Annotated in this window: 13 protein-coding genes; 8 read left to right on the plus strand and 5 right to left on the minus strand. The window is 40.2% G+C overall.

The features are described 5' to 3' along the window. Positions 1 to 147: 147 nt before the first annotated feature. The 4 genes from ftsY to rpoH all read left to right on the plus strand — a co-directional run bounded on the left by ftsY (position 148) and on the right by rpoH (position 4,823). Entirely contained in the window at positions 148 to 1,839 is a 1,692-nt protein-coding gene (gene ftsY, locus AC3KVK_RS03075) for a signal recognition particle-docking protein FtsY (RefSeq protein WP_518526927.1), read from the plus strand. Between the two features lie 48 nt (positions 1,840 to 1,887). Beyond that, complete coding sequence (ftsE, locus tag AC3KVK_RS03080) at positions 1,888 to 2,565, plus strand: cell division ATP-binding protein FtsE (RefSeq protein WP_490310743.1); 678 nt, start codon at positions 1,888 to 1,890, stop codon at positions 2,563 to 2,565. Beyond that, positions 2,562 to 3,548 (plus strand): permease-like cell division protein FtsX, encoded by a 987-nt coding sequence (gene ftsX, locus AC3KVK_RS03085; protein ID WP_490310744.1) that lies wholly within the window; start codon positions 2,562 to 2,564, stop codon positions 3,546 to 3,548. Before ftsE ends, ftsX begins: the two co-directional genes overlap by 4 nt. A 408-nt stretch (positions 3,549 to 3,956) precedes the next feature. Further along, positions 3,957 to 4,823, plus strand: coding sequence for an RNA polymerase sigma factor RpoH (gene rpoH / locus AC3KVK_RS03090; RefSeq protein ID WP_490310745.1), 867 nt, complete (start codon positions 3,957 to 3,959; stop codon positions 4,821 to 4,823). A gap of 79 nt (positions 4,824 to 4,902) precedes the next feature. Here rpoH and AC3KVK_RS03095 read toward each other — a convergent pair whose 3' ends face one another. The 4 genes from AC3KVK_RS03095 to gpmM form a co-directional block, all read right to left on the minus strand. Beyond that, positions 4,903 to 5,649, minus strand: coding sequence for a divergent polysaccharide deacetylase family protein (locus AC3KVK_RS03095; protein WP_490310962.1), 747 nt, complete (start codon positions 5,647 to 5,649; stop codon positions 4,903 to 4,905). A gap of 135 nt (positions 5,650 to 5,784) precedes the next feature. Next, entirely contained in the window at positions 5,785 to 6,993 is a 1,209-nt protein-coding gene (locus tag AC3KVK_RS03100) for a S41 family peptidase (RefSeq protein ID WP_490310746.1), read from the minus strand. Positions 6,994 to 7,035: 42 nt separating this feature from the next. Next, a complete protein-coding gene (locus tag AC3KVK_RS03105; RefSeq protein WP_490310747.1) occupies positions 7,036 to 8,172 on the minus strand; it encodes a murein hydrolase activator EnvC family protein in 1,137 nt (378 codons plus the stop codon). Positions 8,173 to 8,177: 5 nt separating this feature from the next. Further along, complete coding sequence (gene gpmM, locus AC3KVK_RS03110; protein ID WP_490310748.1) at positions 8,178 to 9,722, minus strand: 2,3-bisphosphoglycerate-independent phosphoglycerate mutase; 1,545 nt, start codon at positions 9,720 to 9,722, stop codon at positions 8,178 to 8,180. 345 nt (positions 9,723 to 10,067) lie between these two features. Here gpmM and AC3KVK_RS03115 point away from each other — a divergent pair, with 345 nt between their 5' ends. The 4 genes from AC3KVK_RS03115 to gpsA are packed head-to-tail and all read left to right on the plus strand — an operon-like array spanning position 10,068 to position 12,286. Further along, complete coding sequence (locus tag AC3KVK_RS03115; RefSeq protein ID WP_490310749.1) at positions 10,068 to 10,499, plus strand: rhodanese-like domain-containing protein; 432 nt, start codon at positions 10,068 to 10,070, stop codon at positions 10,497 to 10,499. 3 nt (positions 10,500 to 10,502) lie between these two features. Then, entirely contained in the window at positions 10,503 to 10,760 is a 258-nt protein-coding gene (gene grxC / locus AC3KVK_RS03120) for a glutaredoxin 3 (protein ID WP_490310750.1), read from the plus strand. Between the two features lie 24 nt (positions 10,761 to 10,784). Further along, positions 10,785 to 11,270, plus strand: a complete 486-nt coding sequence (gene secB / locus AC3KVK_RS03125; protein ID WP_490310751.1) for a protein-export chaperone SecB — start codon at positions 10,785 to 10,787, stop codon at positions 11,268 to 11,270. A 5-nt stretch (positions 11,271 to 11,275) separates the two neighbouring features. Continuing rightward, positions 11,276 to 12,286 (plus strand): NAD(P)H-dependent glycerol-3-phosphate dehydrogenase, encoded by a 1,011-nt coding sequence (gene gpsA / locus AC3KVK_RS03130; RefSeq protein ID WP_490310752.1) that lies wholly within the window; start codon positions 11,276 to 11,278, stop codon positions 12,284 to 12,286. Here gpsA and AC3KVK_RS03135 read toward each other — a convergent pair. Next, positions 12,283 to 16,095 carry an EAL domain-containing protein gene (locus AC3KVK_RS03135; RefSeq protein ID WP_490310753.1) on the minus strand — a complete coding sequence of 1,271 codons (3,813 nt, stop codon included), beginning with the start codon at positions 16,093 to 16,095 and terminating at the stop codon, positions 12,283 to 12,285. The genes gpsA and AC3KVK_RS03135 overlap by 4 nt on opposite strands. Positions 16,096 to 16,112 lie beyond the last annotated feature (17 nt).

The following is a 16,112-nucleotide window of genomic DNA, read 5'->3' on the forward strand; positions in this document are numbered from 1 at the left end:
TCACTAAAAAATGGTGTCTGAATTCGCTCTCATATACTATTGAGCTTAATTCACTGGTGGTGGTCACTTTTTCATTCTTTTAATGAAAGTGTTACCATAGTTTCACTTCACAGTTTATCAGATTTATATAAGTGGTTATTAGCTAGTATGGCAAAAAAAAGCAGATTTTTATCTTGGCTAGGTTTGGGGAAAAAAGACTCTGAACAAGCACCAGAACAAAACACTCCTTCTAATGAAGATCACTCAATTGAACAAACACGCCAGGCCGAAGTTGCAGCGCAAGAAGCCAAAGCGGCAGAAGAAGCCCGTTTAGTTGAAGTTGCTGAACAAGAGGCGCAAGCGGCAGAAGAAGCCCGTTTAGCAGCAATTGCAGCGCAAGAAGCCAAAGCGGCAGAAGAGGCTCGCCTAGCAGCAATTGCAGCGCAAGAAGCTAAAGCGGCAGAAGAGGCCCGTTTAGCAGCAATTGCAGCGCAAGAAGCTAAAGCAGCAGAAGAGGCCCGTTTAGTAGCAATTGCAGCGCAAGAAGCCAAAGCAGCAGAAGAGACCCGTTTAGCAGCAATTGCAGCGCAAGAAGCCAAAGCGGCAGAAGAGACCCGTTTAGCAGCAATCGCAGCGCAAGAAGCTAAAGCGGCAGAAGAAGCCCGTTTAGCAGCTATTGCAGCGCAAGACGCTAAAGTGGCAGAAGAAGCCCGTTTAGCAGCAATTGCAGCGCAAGAAGCTAAAGCGGCAGAAGAAGCCCGTTTAGCAGCTATTGCAGCGCAAGACGCTAAAGTGGCAGAAGAAGCCCGTTTAGCAGCAATTGCAGCGCAAGAAGCTAAAGCGGCAGAAGAGGCTCGTTTAGTTGAAGTTGCTGAACAAGAGGCGCAAGCGGCAGAGCAAGAAAGTAAACCACTACAAAAAGAGCCGAAAAAAGAAGGTTTTTTCAGTCGTTTAAAGAAAAGCTTGATTAAAACTAAACAGAATATTGGCTCTGGGTTTATCAATATTTTCTCAGGAAAGAAGATCGATGATGAGCTATTTGAAGAGCTAGAAACTCAGTTGCTAACAGCCGATTTGGGCGTTGACACAACACTAAAATTAATCGATCGTTTAACGGATGCGGCAGATCGTAAGCAGTTAAAAGATGGTGAGGCGCTTTACGAGTTATTAAAACAAGAAATGGCTGATATGCTTCATTCAGCTGAGCAAGCCTTAGATGTTGGACAGTCAGAAGGTCCATTTGTGATCTTGATGGTTGGAGTTAATGGTGTTGGTAAAACAACTACAATTGGTAAATTAGCTAAGCAATTTCAATCACAGGGTAAATCTGTGATGTTAGCTGCAGGAGACACATTCCGAGCGGCGGCGGTAGAGCAGTTGCAAGTATGGGGTGAGCGCAATGACATTCCAGTTGTAGCACAACATACAGGGGCTGATAGTGCATCGGTTATTTTTGATGCTTATCAAGCTGCTAAGGCGCGTAACGTTGATGTATTAATTGCAGATACAGCTGGACGCTTACAAAATAAAGATAATTTAATGCAAGAGCTAGAAAAAATAGCTCGAGTTATGAAAAAGATCGATGAAAATGCTCCACATGAAGTAATGTTAACGATTGATGCGGGCACAGGTCAAAATGCAATTAGCCAAGTCGAGTTGTTTAATAAAGCCGTTGGGTTAACGGGAATTACTCTAACCAAGCTAGATGGAACAGCTAAAGGCGGAGTGATTTTTGCTGTTGCAGATAAATTTAATGTGCCTATTCGCTACATTGGGGTAGGAGAAGGAATTGATGATCTTCGCCCATTTAAGAGTGATGAGTTTATTAACGCACTCTTTAGTCAGGATGAGCATTCTTAGTTATAAAATAGGGCGCCCAGGCGCCCTTCGCTGTAAGATAAAATAATAATGATAAAATTTCAGCAAGTAAGCAAAACATATCCAGGTGGCCACCTGGCACTTGAAAAAATCAGTTTTCATCTCGAACCGGGTGAGTTGGCTTTTTTAACTGGCCATAGTGGCGCAGGTAAAAGTACGCTGTTAAAACTGATTAGTTTAATGGAGCGACCTTCAGCAGGTGAAGTTTTCATCAATGGGGTGAAACTTAATCAACTCTCTACCAAGCAAGTTCCATTTGTACGTCGTGATATTGGCATGATTTTTCAAAATCATCGTTTGCTGAATCGTTATAATATTTTTGATAATGTAGCCTTTCCGTTAGTGATCGAAGGGATGCACCGTAAAGACATAGAAAAGCGCGTTCATGCGGCGCTTGACCGAGTTGGATTGTTAAGTAAAGTTAAATGTTATCCAGATACTTTATCAGGTGGAGAGCAGCAACGGGTTGGTATCGCACGAGCGATTGTTAATTCACCACCAATCTTGTTAGCGGATGAACCTACAGGTAATTTAGACCCTGAATTGTCCGTTGAGATTTTAAATTTATTCGAAGATTTTAATCAGCAAGGCACGACTGTATTGATTGCAACCCATGACTTGGGATTAATAGCAAGAATGAAGTATCGCAGTCTAACGTTGAAAAAAGGCCGATTGATTGACGATTTATTGTCTCAGGAGGGTGTATGAGTATCCTGTTTAAAGGTCGTCACAGCCAAGCTGAAACATATAAAAAATCATGGTGGCTCAACCTTTACTTTATTGCGCAAAATACTCTTCGCCAAGGTGTACATAGTTTAGGTGAAATGTGGCGAACTCCCGCGGCTTCTTTAATGACTATTGCTGTGTTAGGGCTGAGTTTGACGCTTCCAGCGACTTTGTACTTGGTTGTGAAAAATGTTCAACAAGTGAGTAGTGGTTTTGAAAATGCGGCTGAAATTTCACTGTTTGTGAAAACAACAAGTTCAGAACAAGAAACAAGCTCACTCGTAAATCGTCTTAGCCTGTATCCTGAAATAGAGCAGGTAAGGTTTATTTCAAAGCAGGCTGCACTCGAAGAGTTTAAATTGGCATCTGGATTCGGTCAGGCGCTGAATTATTTGGATGAAAACCCATTGCCAAGTGTTATTTTAGTCACGCCTACTAAACGTCACACTTCAGCGCAAGCAGCTAGAGCATTACTAAATAAGTTAGAAAAAGAACGAAACATCGACTTTGGAAAACTTGATATTGAATGGTTAGAGCGATTAAATGCCTTATTAAGCTTATTGAGAGAAAGTGTTATCACCATCGCACTTTTATTACTGACTTCCGTTATTTTGATTATTGGTAATACGATCAGATTATCAATCATGGATAAAAAAGAAGAAATCCAAGTGATGAAGTTGGTAGGGGCTACGAATAACTTTATACAAGCACCATTTTTATGGACAGGTATTTGGTACGGTCTGGTAGGTGGACTTTTTTCATTCATTTCGATAGTCATAATGACTTGGTGGTTAGAATCTGCGGTGAGTCATGTTGCCGGGGTTTATCAAACTGACTTTTTATTACAGGGGTTAACTTTTTCAGAGTTTATTGCTTTGTTGTTTGTAGGGGTATCACTTGGTTTAAGTGGCTCATTTTTATCAGTAAAACGATATATAGATGCAATTGAACCTGATAAAATCTAAGTGCAAAAATAAGGCGGTTCCGCTAGTTTAACACTGAAGTGTTGCTCCCTCCTGTTACAAAGAACAATTCATAGCTTGAGTTGGCATTAAAGTTTCTCTTGAATTAACTTCTTGAAAAGTGATGAGATGTAAAATCTGTAAGATATATTTACACTCTAGCTCTTGCACTTAGTAGAGATTTTGCTAAGTTAAGCATCTAGCGCAGTTAATACTGCGCAAACGTTAAATTTAATTTAGACATTTTTACGTAACAAATCCAAGCTATCGTTCTCTTTTCTTCTTATTTAAAGTAGTACTCGATATTTTGAACTTTTCAAAAATCATCGAGTCTTAAAAAACGATATGAAATTAGCACTCTAATTAAAAGAGTGCTAATATTGCGAAAAGCATGGATCCTAGAGGTGAAATATGAGCAAAGATTTACAAGCAATGATGTTAACTGTGCCACAACAAAGTGGCAGCATGGAGGGGTATCTTCAGGCTGTTAGCAGTATCGCAATGTTAAGTGCTGAAGATGAAAAGGCACTGGCAGTAAAACTACAACAAGACGGTGATCTTGATGCAGCAAGACAGCTTATTATGTCACATCTTCGTTTTGTGGCACATATTGCCAAAGGGTATTCAGGGTATGGATTACCGCAAGCGGATTTAATTCAAGAAGGTAATATCGGCTTGATGAAGGCTGTTAAACGTTTTGACCCATCAGTAGGTGTACGTTTGGTCTCGTTTGCAGTTCATTGGATAAAAGCAGAGATCCATGAGTATGTACTCAAAAATTGGCGCATAGTTAAAGTAGCGACGACTAAAGCGCAGCGTAAGTTATTTTTTAACTTAAGAAAGAATAAAAAGCGTCTTGGTTGGTTTAATCAAGATGAAATCACGACTGTAGCTAATGAACTTGGCGTGACAGAAAAAGATGTTCGTGAGATGGAGTCACGAATGAGCAGTCAAGATATGGGCTTTGATTTAGGGAATGATGATGATGAGTCATCAAGCTCAACTCAGTATTCACCAGCACAGTATTTAACTGACAATAGTGTGGATTTAGCTGAAAGCATTGAGCAAGAACAGTGGGAAAGCGATACACATAACCGCTTATTTTCAGCACTTAAAACGCTCGATGAGCGTTCTCAAGATATTGTTAGCACGCGTTGGTTAAGTGATGACAAAGCAACTTTACAAGACTTAGCAACTAAATATGACGTGTCTGCTGAGCGTGTAAGACAGCTTGAGAAAACAGCAATGAAAAAACTACAAAACCTTATGACTGCTTAGCGCGTCATAAGGTATAAAAAGCCTCTTTTGAGGCTTTTTTTATATCTTATGAATGTTAATTTAGTTGTAAAGAATTCAATTACTCACTCGATGTTTGTTGCTCAGACAACGTAGCTAGACGAATATATTTCTTATCAACTAAATTAGATAAAGGCACCAGTTCTATCCCTTGATCTTTTAGTCTCGGAATGTGTTTATCTAAAAAGGCAAGAGTTTCAGGATAAGGGTGAGCGATAGCTATCGCGTAATCATTCTTTTTAGCAAGTCGTATTAATTGATTGAGGCGAAATGTCATTTGTTTTTCGCTCGGAATATTATCCAGAAACACGTGACGACTAATATTATTTACCCCAAATAAGTTTGCCATATTTTGTGCTTGGCTTTTTTGCGTCGTTTTACTGTCTAAAAAATACAGGTTTCGCTCTTTTAAAATCTCCATTGTCCATGACATAGGCTTGATTTTTTGTGTGAGGTACGAGCCCATATGGTTATTAATACCTTTTACTTGCGGTAAGTCATCAAGGGCTTTTTCTAATGTATGCTGAAGTTGCGCTCTATCCATGTCGTTTGTGATTGCACCGGGCCCTAACTCTTTGCCACTAATAGCTTGCATAGGTACATGCAAAAGAAGTTCTTTCTTGGCTATTTCTGCTTGTTTGGCAAATATTTTAGCAAATGGGGTATGAGGCAAAATAGAATAGGAGACTTCACCGGGTAACGTGATTGCTTGCAAATCACGCGCATGGTATCCAATATCGTCAATGACGATGGCCACTTGGCCAGCATCGCTACTTGCTGAGCACACAAGTATGCAAAAACTAATCATCCTGAATTTTAAGCGCACAAATAGAATCTTATTATAGTTAGTTTTGCGCCTTAAACTCATTAGTGATGTTTTGGCGCAATTTGTTATTTATTATGATGTTAATGCAACTAAAAATTTACATTGTCATTCTTTTATCTAGTATTTTTTTAGTATTTTTTGAGCTTGCTCTAATTGTACATCGCGAAATGCGGTAAGCAAGGGTTGATTGCTAATTCCTTCATTCATTTTTTTCAAAACCAACTCATCTTCTGCCGGAATTTTGGCTTGTTCGATCGCGATATCGGGTGAAATGCCGATCCCATCAATAGACTTACCTGAAGGTGTATAGTATTTGGCAGTTGTTAGTTTCAATGCTGATTGTCCATCACCTAAGGGGATTAAAGACTGAACCGAACCTTTACCATAAGAACGAGTACCAACGACCGTCGCTCTATGGTTATCTTTTAAAGCACCTGCCAAAATTTCAGCAGCAGATGCAGAGCCTTTGTTTATTAATACCACAATAGGAGCGCCATTTAGCACATCACCTTGTTTAGCATAATAGGCGTGGTTGGCATCATAAAAACGCCCTTTTGTAGTAACAATGGTGCCTTGTTGTAAAAATAAATCAGAGATAGCGACTGCACTGCTCAAAACACCCCCAGGGTTATCGCGAAGGTCGATGAGTAAGCCGGATAGATCTTCGCCGTTTTCATTAATTAAGCGAGCAATGAGCCGAGCTGCGTCATGCAAAGTGTGATTGTTAAAGTTGCTGATCCGAATTGTGGCATATCCACGCTCTGTTAATGAGCCTGTCACGCTTTCAATGGAGACTTTATCGCGTTGGACATTAAATGTCAGCGCTTCACTATGACCATGGCGGGCAACTGCAAGCTTGATAGTCGGTGATTTAGCTTTGCTAATCAGTGAGGCTATTTGTTTGATAGGTTTATTTATTACAGTTTGCTCATTGATCTTTAGTAAGATATCACCTTTTTTGATCCCCGCTTGTGAAGCTGGGGAGTTAGGAAGAGCAGCAACAATCAAAATATGATCATCACGTTGCTCTACTTCAATACCCAATCCGGTATATTGACCATTTGCAACATTAAAGAGATCTTCAAGTGCCTGAGGATCTAAGTAAGCTGAATGAGGATCCAGTTGCTTGATGATTGAATCTATAGCTGTTTGATTGAGTTTACGCTCATCTATTTTATCAACGTAAAATGCTTGAATATGCTCTAAGATAATCGGGAGGTCAGCATTCTCTTCATCAGCATAGAGCGGGTTAATGCTCAACAAACAGAACAGGAACGACAAAATAATGACGTTACAACGCTTAAATAATGGGGATAATCTATTCATGGGCTCACTCCTGGGTCGAGTGTAGCCAACTAGTTTACTAAGTTACCTACACCATTTATTAGGGTTTACCGCGCTTCCCTTGTGCCGTATTTCGAAGTATAGACCAGGATCGCTTTGTCCACCGCTTTGACCGACTAAAGCAATGACTTCTCCTTGAGCCACTTGATCACCGACTTCTTTTAAAATTGCTTGATTATGGCCATAAAGACTCATAAAACCTTCACCGTGATCAATGACAACGACCCAGCCAAAACCTTTCAACCAATCAGAAAAAACGACTTGTCCATGATGAATGGTGGTCACTGGGGCGCCTTCATTCGCTTTGATGACCACACCTTTCCAGCGAAAGCTCCCATGCTTACGTTGGCCAAACTTATGGGTAAGGCGGCCTCTGCTAGGCCAATTAAGCTTACCTTTGTCAGCAGTTAAGCCATCAAAGCGGATAATTTTTTGTGCTTGCTGTTGCAGCTCTTGCAAAGTGTCACGCAGCATTTGTTCGTTTTGTTTGAGGTAGTCAATTGCCGACTGAGTTGATGAATGTTGCTTTTTAAGTTGTTGCAAGCTGAGCTTTCGTTCATTTTGAGCGAGTACTAACGCATTTTGTTTCTGTTTTTGCTCTGCTAAAAGTACGACTAATTGGGATTGAGTCGCGGCTAACTTTTCTTTGTTAGCAGCTAGTTCAATCAAGGTGGTTTTAAGTGAATCTATTTGTTTAATACGCGCATTATTGAGGTAACTGTAATAACTTAAGGTGCGTTCAAAGCTCGTGACTTCTTGTTGATTCAACAAAAGCTTACTATAGTCATGACTGCCAGTCATATAAGCACTTCGGAGTTGAGCTGCAAGTGTATTTTGCTGCATTAGCTTGATGGTGTTGAGCTCTTGGATGTTTTCTTCTAGTGCGAGTTGCTCGTTACGATTGAGCTCAGTGGCAAAATTTAATTCTTTGAGTGATTTGGCGTTTTGCGCGATATCGAGTTCTGATTGTTTAAGGTTTTTTTCTTGTGCTGATATTTCAGAGCGTTGCTTTTTAAGACGCTCCGCACTGCTTTTGAGCTCTTTTTGAATTTGGTCTAAGTCTTGTTTTGTGCGATCTTCGTTACCACTGGCAAACGCCAATGGTAACGATAATAAACAACACAAAAGGGGCAACGTTATTGTTTTTATTAGATGGCCCATCTTGATTAGTTCACTTGCATTATGGTACTGCCAGTCATTTCCTCGGGTTGTTCCATTCCCAATAAATGAAGCATGGTAGGTGCAACATCACTGAGTTTTTTTGCACTCAACGCTTTTGCGTCACGACCAAAGTAGATAAAAGGGACTGGCTCACTGGTATGTGCAGTATGGGCTTGGCCTGTTTGAAGGTTTTCCATCTGTTCTGCATTGCCGTGATCGGCAGTGATTAATGCTTCGCCTCCGGTTTCCTTTAAGGCTTCAATAACACGACCAATACAGTGATCCACGGCTTCACATGCTTTAACTGCAGCACTGAATACTCCTGAGTGGCCAACCATATCACCATTAGGGTAGTTACAAATGATCACATCATGCGCGCCTGCATGTATTGCTTCAACTAGCTTGTCTGTCAGCATTTCAGAGTTCATTTCAGGCTGTAAGTCATAAGTTGCTACTTGTGGGGATGGAATGAGGACGCGATCTTCACCTGCAAATAGCTCTTCTCGACCACCACTAAAAAAGAAAGTAACGTGCGCATATTTTTCAGTTTCAGAAATTCGTAGCTGTGTTTTATTATGTTTTGCTAGCCATTCACCTAAGACATTAGTTAATGCCACAGAAGGGAAAGCGGCTGGGGCTGGGATGTCTTTAGCGTATTCTGTCATGGTGACAAACGAAGCTAATTTCGGTGAGGCTAGCTTTTTGAAGCCGTCGAAATCAGAATCAACAAACACACGGCTCATTTGCCGAGCGCGATCGGCTCGAAAGTTTAAAAACAGCACACTGTCACCATCATTTATGGTTGCATTGGTCTGGTTGTGACCTTGAATAGACGTGGCAGCGACAAATTCGTCATTTTCATCACGTTGATAAGCCGCGTTCAGAGCATCGGTTGCAGTCGCGTAGCTGAATTCACCGTTTGCTTGAGTCATTAGGTTGTAAGCTTTCTCGACCCGATCCCAGCGGTTATCGCGGTCCATCGCATAGTAACGGCCAATTAATGAGGCAATTCGACCGCAATTTAACTCGTCAAATTTAGCATCAACTAAGTCTATAGAGGCTTGTGCACTGCGAGGTGGTGTATCACGACCGTCAAGGAAAGCATGCAGGTAGACTTCTTTTGCCCCGCGTTGTGCTGCTAGCTCAATAGTTGCAATGATATGGTCAATATGACTGTGCACACCACCTGGGCTTAATAGCCCCATTAGATGAACAGCTTTGTTATTGGCAACGGCTTGATCAATGGCTTTTACAAATGTGCCATTATCGAAAAAATCATCTTCTTCAATTGATTTAGTGATCCGAGTAAAGTCTTGATAAACAATACGACCCGCGCCTAAATTTACATGACCCACTTCTGAGTTACCCATTTGGCCATTGGGTAAACCAACATCTAGACCTGAACCTGAAATGAGAGTGCTCGGATATTGTTGCCATAACTGATCCATAACAGGCGTGTTGGCAGCCAAAATAGCATTACTTTGTGGGTCTTCGCGGTAGCCCCAGCCATCAAGGATAATAAGTACCAGAGGTTTCTTTTTCAGTGTCATTTGAGCTCCATAGATCATGAAAAATTGTTAAAAATACGCAGTATCGCAAGCATACCGCTTTTTGTTTTTATATTCAGCAAAGAAACCAGCATATTAATATTATTCACCTTAAATTAACCTGTGAATTGATAAGTTTCAGAGTCCCATAAAAGCTTAGTTAAAGGTGGGATCAATAAATCGTTTACCGGAGCCAGTATGATTAATTAGATTAAATACTTGTATTGACAAAAGTCTATTAAGGTTAAGCTGTAGGGGGCTGTGAATGAGATAATTAGCCTAGTATCTTACTTTTAAGCGTGTATACTTACGCCGTTTGTTTAATTAACTGTAAAAATTGGAATGTGAATGGAGCAATATATAGAGTTTATCGGAAACCATCCGATTTTAAGCTTAATTTGGCTTGGTTTAGTGATGGCGATTATTTTAGGCTGGTTTAAAGCTAGATTTTCTGCGATTAAGCACATTAACCCACAACAACTGACTTTACTTGTAAATCGAGAAAATGGTGCGGTTGTCGATATTCGTGCTTTAAAAGAGTTCAATAATGGCCATATTGCAGGCTCTGTGCACTTGTCTGCTGAAAAAGCAAAAGAAAAAGAGTTTTCAGCGGTTGAAAAGCTAAAAAGTGCGCCCATTATAGTTGTATGTAACACAGGTATGACAGCATCTGGTGTGGCCGATAACTTAAATAAAGCAGGCTTTGAGCAAGTTTATATATTATCTGGTGGCATTGGAGCATGGCAAAATGCTGGCTTACCAATGACAACAGGACGCTAAATAATGAGTAACAAAGTTGTTGTTTATACAAAAGATTATTGCCCTTACTGCGTTCGTGCTAAAGCATTATTAACCAGTAAAGGGATCGAATTCGTTGAGTATGATATTGGCAAGCAGCCTGAACTTCGCGATGAAATGATCGAAAAAGCGAACGGTAGTTACACTGTGCCGCAAATTTTTATCGGTGCTCAGCATATCGGCGGATGCGATGATATGATGGTACTCGAAGCGCAAGGTAAATTGGATACTTTGCTTCAATAATTAATAAATTTAATAGGAAGTAACATGGCAGAACATGATCAAACCGCAGCTCAAGAACAAGCTGGTCCTCAATTTGCGATTCAACGTATTTATACAAAAGATATTTCGTTTGAAACGCCTAACTCGCCTGCGATTTTTCAAAAAGAATGGACGCCAGAAGTAAAACTAGACTTAGACACACGCTCGGCTAAATTAGATGAAGGTGTATTTGAAGTCGTATTAGCCCTAACTGTAACGGCAACAATTGGCGAAGAAACAGCTTTTTTATGTGAAGTGCAGCAAGCGGGTATTTTCACAATTAGCGATGTTGAAGAAGGTCAACTGGCGCATATGCTAGGTGCATTCTGTCCTAATACGTTATTTCCATATGCACGTGAAACAGTATCAAACTTAGTTAATCGTGGTACTTTCCCACAGTTAAACTTAGCACCTGTAAACTTTGATGCTTTATTTGGCCAGTACGTACAACAACGTGCAGCTCAAGCTGAGCAGGCACAAGCAGACGCATAAATATTATGAAAACAGCTAATTTTGCTGTTTCAGTCTTAGGGGCGGGCTCATATGGGACCGCCCTTGCTATTTGTCTAGCGCGAAATAGCCATAAGATATCGTTATGGGGACGAGACGCAACTCACATCGAAACATTGTCGCAAGAGCGCAGTAATGAACGCTATTTACCTGGTGCGCCTTTTCCTGAAACTCTGCATTTAGAGACTGATATAGCCAATGCAGTGTCGCAGACTCAAACTGTACTGGTAGTGGTGCCAAGCCACGCCTTTGCTCAAACCTTGACGAATATTAAACCTTACTTACAACCTGGAGCGAGAGTCGCTTGGGCAACTAAAGGACTCGAGCCGGATACAGGGCGTTTATTGCAAGACGTAGCGCGTGATATTTTGGGTGAAGATATTTCATTAGCTGTGGTGTCAGGCCCAACATTTGCTAAAGAAATGGCAATGGGCTTACCTACGGCTATTTCTGTCTCATCTGCTGATGCTCAATTAGTAAAACAACTTTCTGACTACCTTCACTGTGGTCGCTCATTTAGAGTGTACAGTAATGATGATTTTATTGGTGTGCAATTGGGGGGCGCTGTCAAAAATGTGATCGCTATAGGTGCGGGAATATCTGACGGTTTTGGCTTTGGCGCTAATGCTCGAACTGCACTTATTACTCGAGGTTTGGCTGAAATGTGCCGACTTGGGTGCGCGATGGGCGCCAAACCCGATACATTTATGGGGATGGCGGGTTTAGGTGATTTGATTTTGACCTGTACAGATAACCAATCTCGTAACCGGCGTTTTGGTTTAGCACTGGGTCAGGGATCAGATGTTGAATTGGCTCAAACATCGATCGGGCAAGTTGTCGAAGGTTACCGCAATACTAAGGAAGTCTACTTATTAGCAAAACGTGTTGGCGTAGAAATGCCCATCACGGAGCAAATTTACCAAGTCTTGTACGAAGGTAAAAATGTTAAAGAAGCTGCGATGTCGCTTTTAGGTAGAGAGAAAAAGGCTGAAAGTTAACCAGCCTTTTTTTTATTGTTTTTTAACGGTTTATTGATTTTTAGCGTCGCTATATCAGCAACTGAAACTGGCGGACTGAAATAGTAGCCTTGCACCACGTTGCACCCCATCACATGTAATAAATAAGATTGGTCATACGTTTCTACGCCTTCAGCAACAACTTTGATATCGAGGTATTTGGCTAATTGTATTATGGTCGCTGTGATATTTCTGTCTCGTTCATTTTCAACCATATCAATAATAAATGATCGATCAATTTTTAAAGTATCAATGGGGAATTGCTTTAAATAGCTAAGTGATGAGTGCCCTGTACCAAAGTCATCTAGCGCAATTGCAAACCCAAGAGATTTAAGTTTTTCCATTTGTTTTATTGCAAATTCAGGATCTTGCATCATGGCGCTTTCGGTTATTTCGAGTTCAAAGTGCCGCCCGCTGATGTTGTAAATTGTGAGTAGCTGTGTCAAATCTTCAATTAAACTGGCTTTTTGAAAGTGGGCCGCTGAAATATTCACTGCTACTCTACCGACTAGCTCTCCTTGCTCGTACCATGTTTTCACTTGTGAGCACGCCTGTTTCAATAGACTTTTTGTGAGCGCAATGATAGTGCCGTTTTTTTCAGCTATTGGGATAAAGTCATTTGGTCCGACAACAGTTCCATCAGGTTGAGGCCAGCGAGCAAGGGCCTCGAAGCCAACAATTTTGTTCTTGATGGTATTGAACTTTGGTTGGTAATAAAAAATAAACGCTTCATTTTCGATCGCATGAAACAGGGCGCTTTCTTTTGAGAGTGTGTGGGGGCTAGAGCTTTGTAGTTTCTTGTCGTAAAACTGAAAGTTATTTTTACCATGGCGTTTAGCGTAATTTAATGCGCTGTCAGCGCTACGCATCAAGCTCTCGCAGTTGACGCCATTTTCAGGGAATAAAGCAATGCCAATACTTGCAGATACGGTGACTTCTATTTCGTTTAAAATAAAGCTGTTAATTTTGCTGAGAATTTTTTGAGCTTGTCGTTTTAAATAGAAAATGCTCATATTATTATATAAATATGGGGGGATCAAAATCGCGAATTCATCACCTCCTAACCGCGATAAAATACAGCCTTTATCAAGTAACTTATTGATCCGCTTGCTAGCTAATTTAAGAAGTACATCACCTTGGCTATGACCCAACGACTCATTAATTTTATGGAAATTATCGAGATCCAAAAACAGCAGCGCAAAAGAAGGGAAAGCTTCTCGACTGTCAACGATTGCTTTGTTGAGGTGCTCCATAAATAATGTACGATTTGCAAGGCCTGTGATGGGATCGCGCGTGGCTAATAGCTGTAGCTCTTTTTCGTGACGTTTTCGAGTGGTGATGTCATTGAACATCCCCACGTATAAGGTTTTATTCTTTAATTTAAAAATGGATTTTTGTTTAATTTCCGTAATGGTTAAATCCAAATAAAACTCATCTGCGTTTTTTCGCGAACTCCAGATTTGCCCAGACCAAAATGCATTTTCTTTTAGTTCTTTATAGATGAGTTGCTCAAGTTGCGTATTACGACCATTACTCGTGTAGATTTTGGTTTTTTTCCCAAGAATATCTTCTTTTTGGAAGCCTGTTGTTTGAATAAAAACGTTATTGACCTCAATAATTTCAAAGTCTTGATTTGCAATCCAAACAGATTCTTTAGTTTGGCTTAATAAAGAGGTTGTTAAACTGTTACCATGAAAGCCTGAACGCTTGGCTTTTACAAACGCAAAAATAACACTAAACACAGCAATTACGATGGCTAAAAAATAAACGAGTGCAATTAAGTTACTTCCATGGCTGATCAGAGTCAGTTGGGTGCTTTGTAACTTGGGTTCGCCATTATTTTCTATTTCCAAAACATGTGTGCCTGAAGGCAGTGACATAATATTTAAACTTGACTGATTAGGAGCCATAGTCAGCCACTCTTGGCTAGGAAGCAGTCGATATTTAAATTGGAAGTAGTCTAAGCCAGAGGGGTTGAGCGTGGCTAAGTTAAGTTGTAGGTTATTAACCGGATAGGGCAAATGAACGGTATTACTGGGGAAGAGTACGGATTGTTGCAGCTTATGTGTAAACAGTACCTCCGAAACCCGTAGTTGATTAACATCTTGGTAAGTGGCTGTGGGGGTCAATGTGCTAAAACCTTCATTCTTTTGGATCAGTACCCCATTGTTTATTTTTAATAGATTCAATGGCGAGTCAAAAAGCAATGTATTATTAATAAACTCCGTAGCATGAGTGTCTAAATTATAAAACTGAGCTAAACCCTGATGTTTTAGCCAATAATGCGTGTCATTAAGTGGCGTGATTTTTCGTGTTTCACCTGCGAGCAGTAAATCGAATGAAAAGTGGTTATCAAGCGTCTGATTAACTTGCCAAAACCCTTCTTTTGAAGCGATATAAATTTTTTTGTTACTTGTATTAAAAGCAATATCATAAATTTTGGTTATTTGAGTGGGTAGTAAAGTGAGCAGCCTAGCTTGGTTATCATTAAGTGCGTAGAGGTGTTTATTAGTAGAAAAAATAAATTGGCGATCTATATATTTTGAAACGGCATTAATGTGATTAAACTCTAGATGAGTCGTTTTTTGTAATGTTCTGAGATCAAGAGTGTGTATAGATTGATTATCTGCCAAAATGAGCGACTCTTCATTGATAGCCAGCTTGCGAATATCGCGTGAGATAGAGAGTTTTGTCGAAGAATCATCAGTCGCTTGGTATTTAAATACCCCATCTTTGTTACTATAAATCCAAGTGTTTGCTTGATATTCAATAATAGCTGTTAGCGAATAAGCTGTATTGTCGAGTAAGTCCTTACCTTGAAGTTGAGTGAGTGGGTATATTTCTGATGCAGTGGTAATTTCTTTATCAACAATTAAAGGTAAAAATTGTGCTTGCCATACGCCAGATTGATCTTGTAACCACAGCTGTTTATTTGTATCTATATAGCTGTTTATAATAGTGTTGATACTTGGAAGTGTGATTGTTTGGGTTTGATTTGAGAGACTATCGTGTAAATAGGCTTGGTTCTGGCTAATAGCATAAAAGTAGCCATTATTGCTGTGTTTAATAGTGTTAATCTGATGTGTTGATAAGGGGGAGTATTTTTTTAATTGAGTTGTTTGCAGTTGAAACAGTGAGTGAGATGAATCTATCACCCATACTCGACCTTGCATATCAGCTGATATTTCTTTTATACCAGGCCCATGCTCAAATTTGGCCACCACCTTTTCTACAGCAAGCTTGATTTTTAGTAGTTGATTATCCGTATTGTAAATCCAAATATGGCCATTTGGTAACAGAGTGAATTGGCTAATAGCCCCTAAAGTTAAACGAGTCAGAGGGTAAAAAAGTTGCCCATCTTGATATTGATGTAATCGCCCTTGGCTTAAAAACCAAATTGAATTTGCATGCTGCACATAAACTTGACTGACAGGGCCTTCAAACAGTATTTGACTGGTCTGGCTATCAATGCTGATTTGTTCTAGCCCTCTATCACTGCTCAGCCAAATATGCTTTTGATCGGATGAAATTTCGTGAAAAGATTGACCAACTAGGCCGGGCACTTCTTGTGATGTGATACTGCGGGTATTGATACCATCAAAGCGATATAACCCATTATCGGTGGCTAACCAAAAATCTCCTCTAGAATCTTGATTAATAGCCAAGATATTGCGTCCTTGGATGACTTTATTGTCAATAGTTAAGGCTTGTAAAGAAGCGAAAAGTGGAAAGCAGCAAACAAGGGTTGAACAAAATAGGGCAATTAAAAAAGCAATCCGTTTCATCATCATTTACCTAAAATCCGTTT

It is taken from the genome of Pseudoalteromonas sp. J2K-J979, from assembly GCF_058169715.2.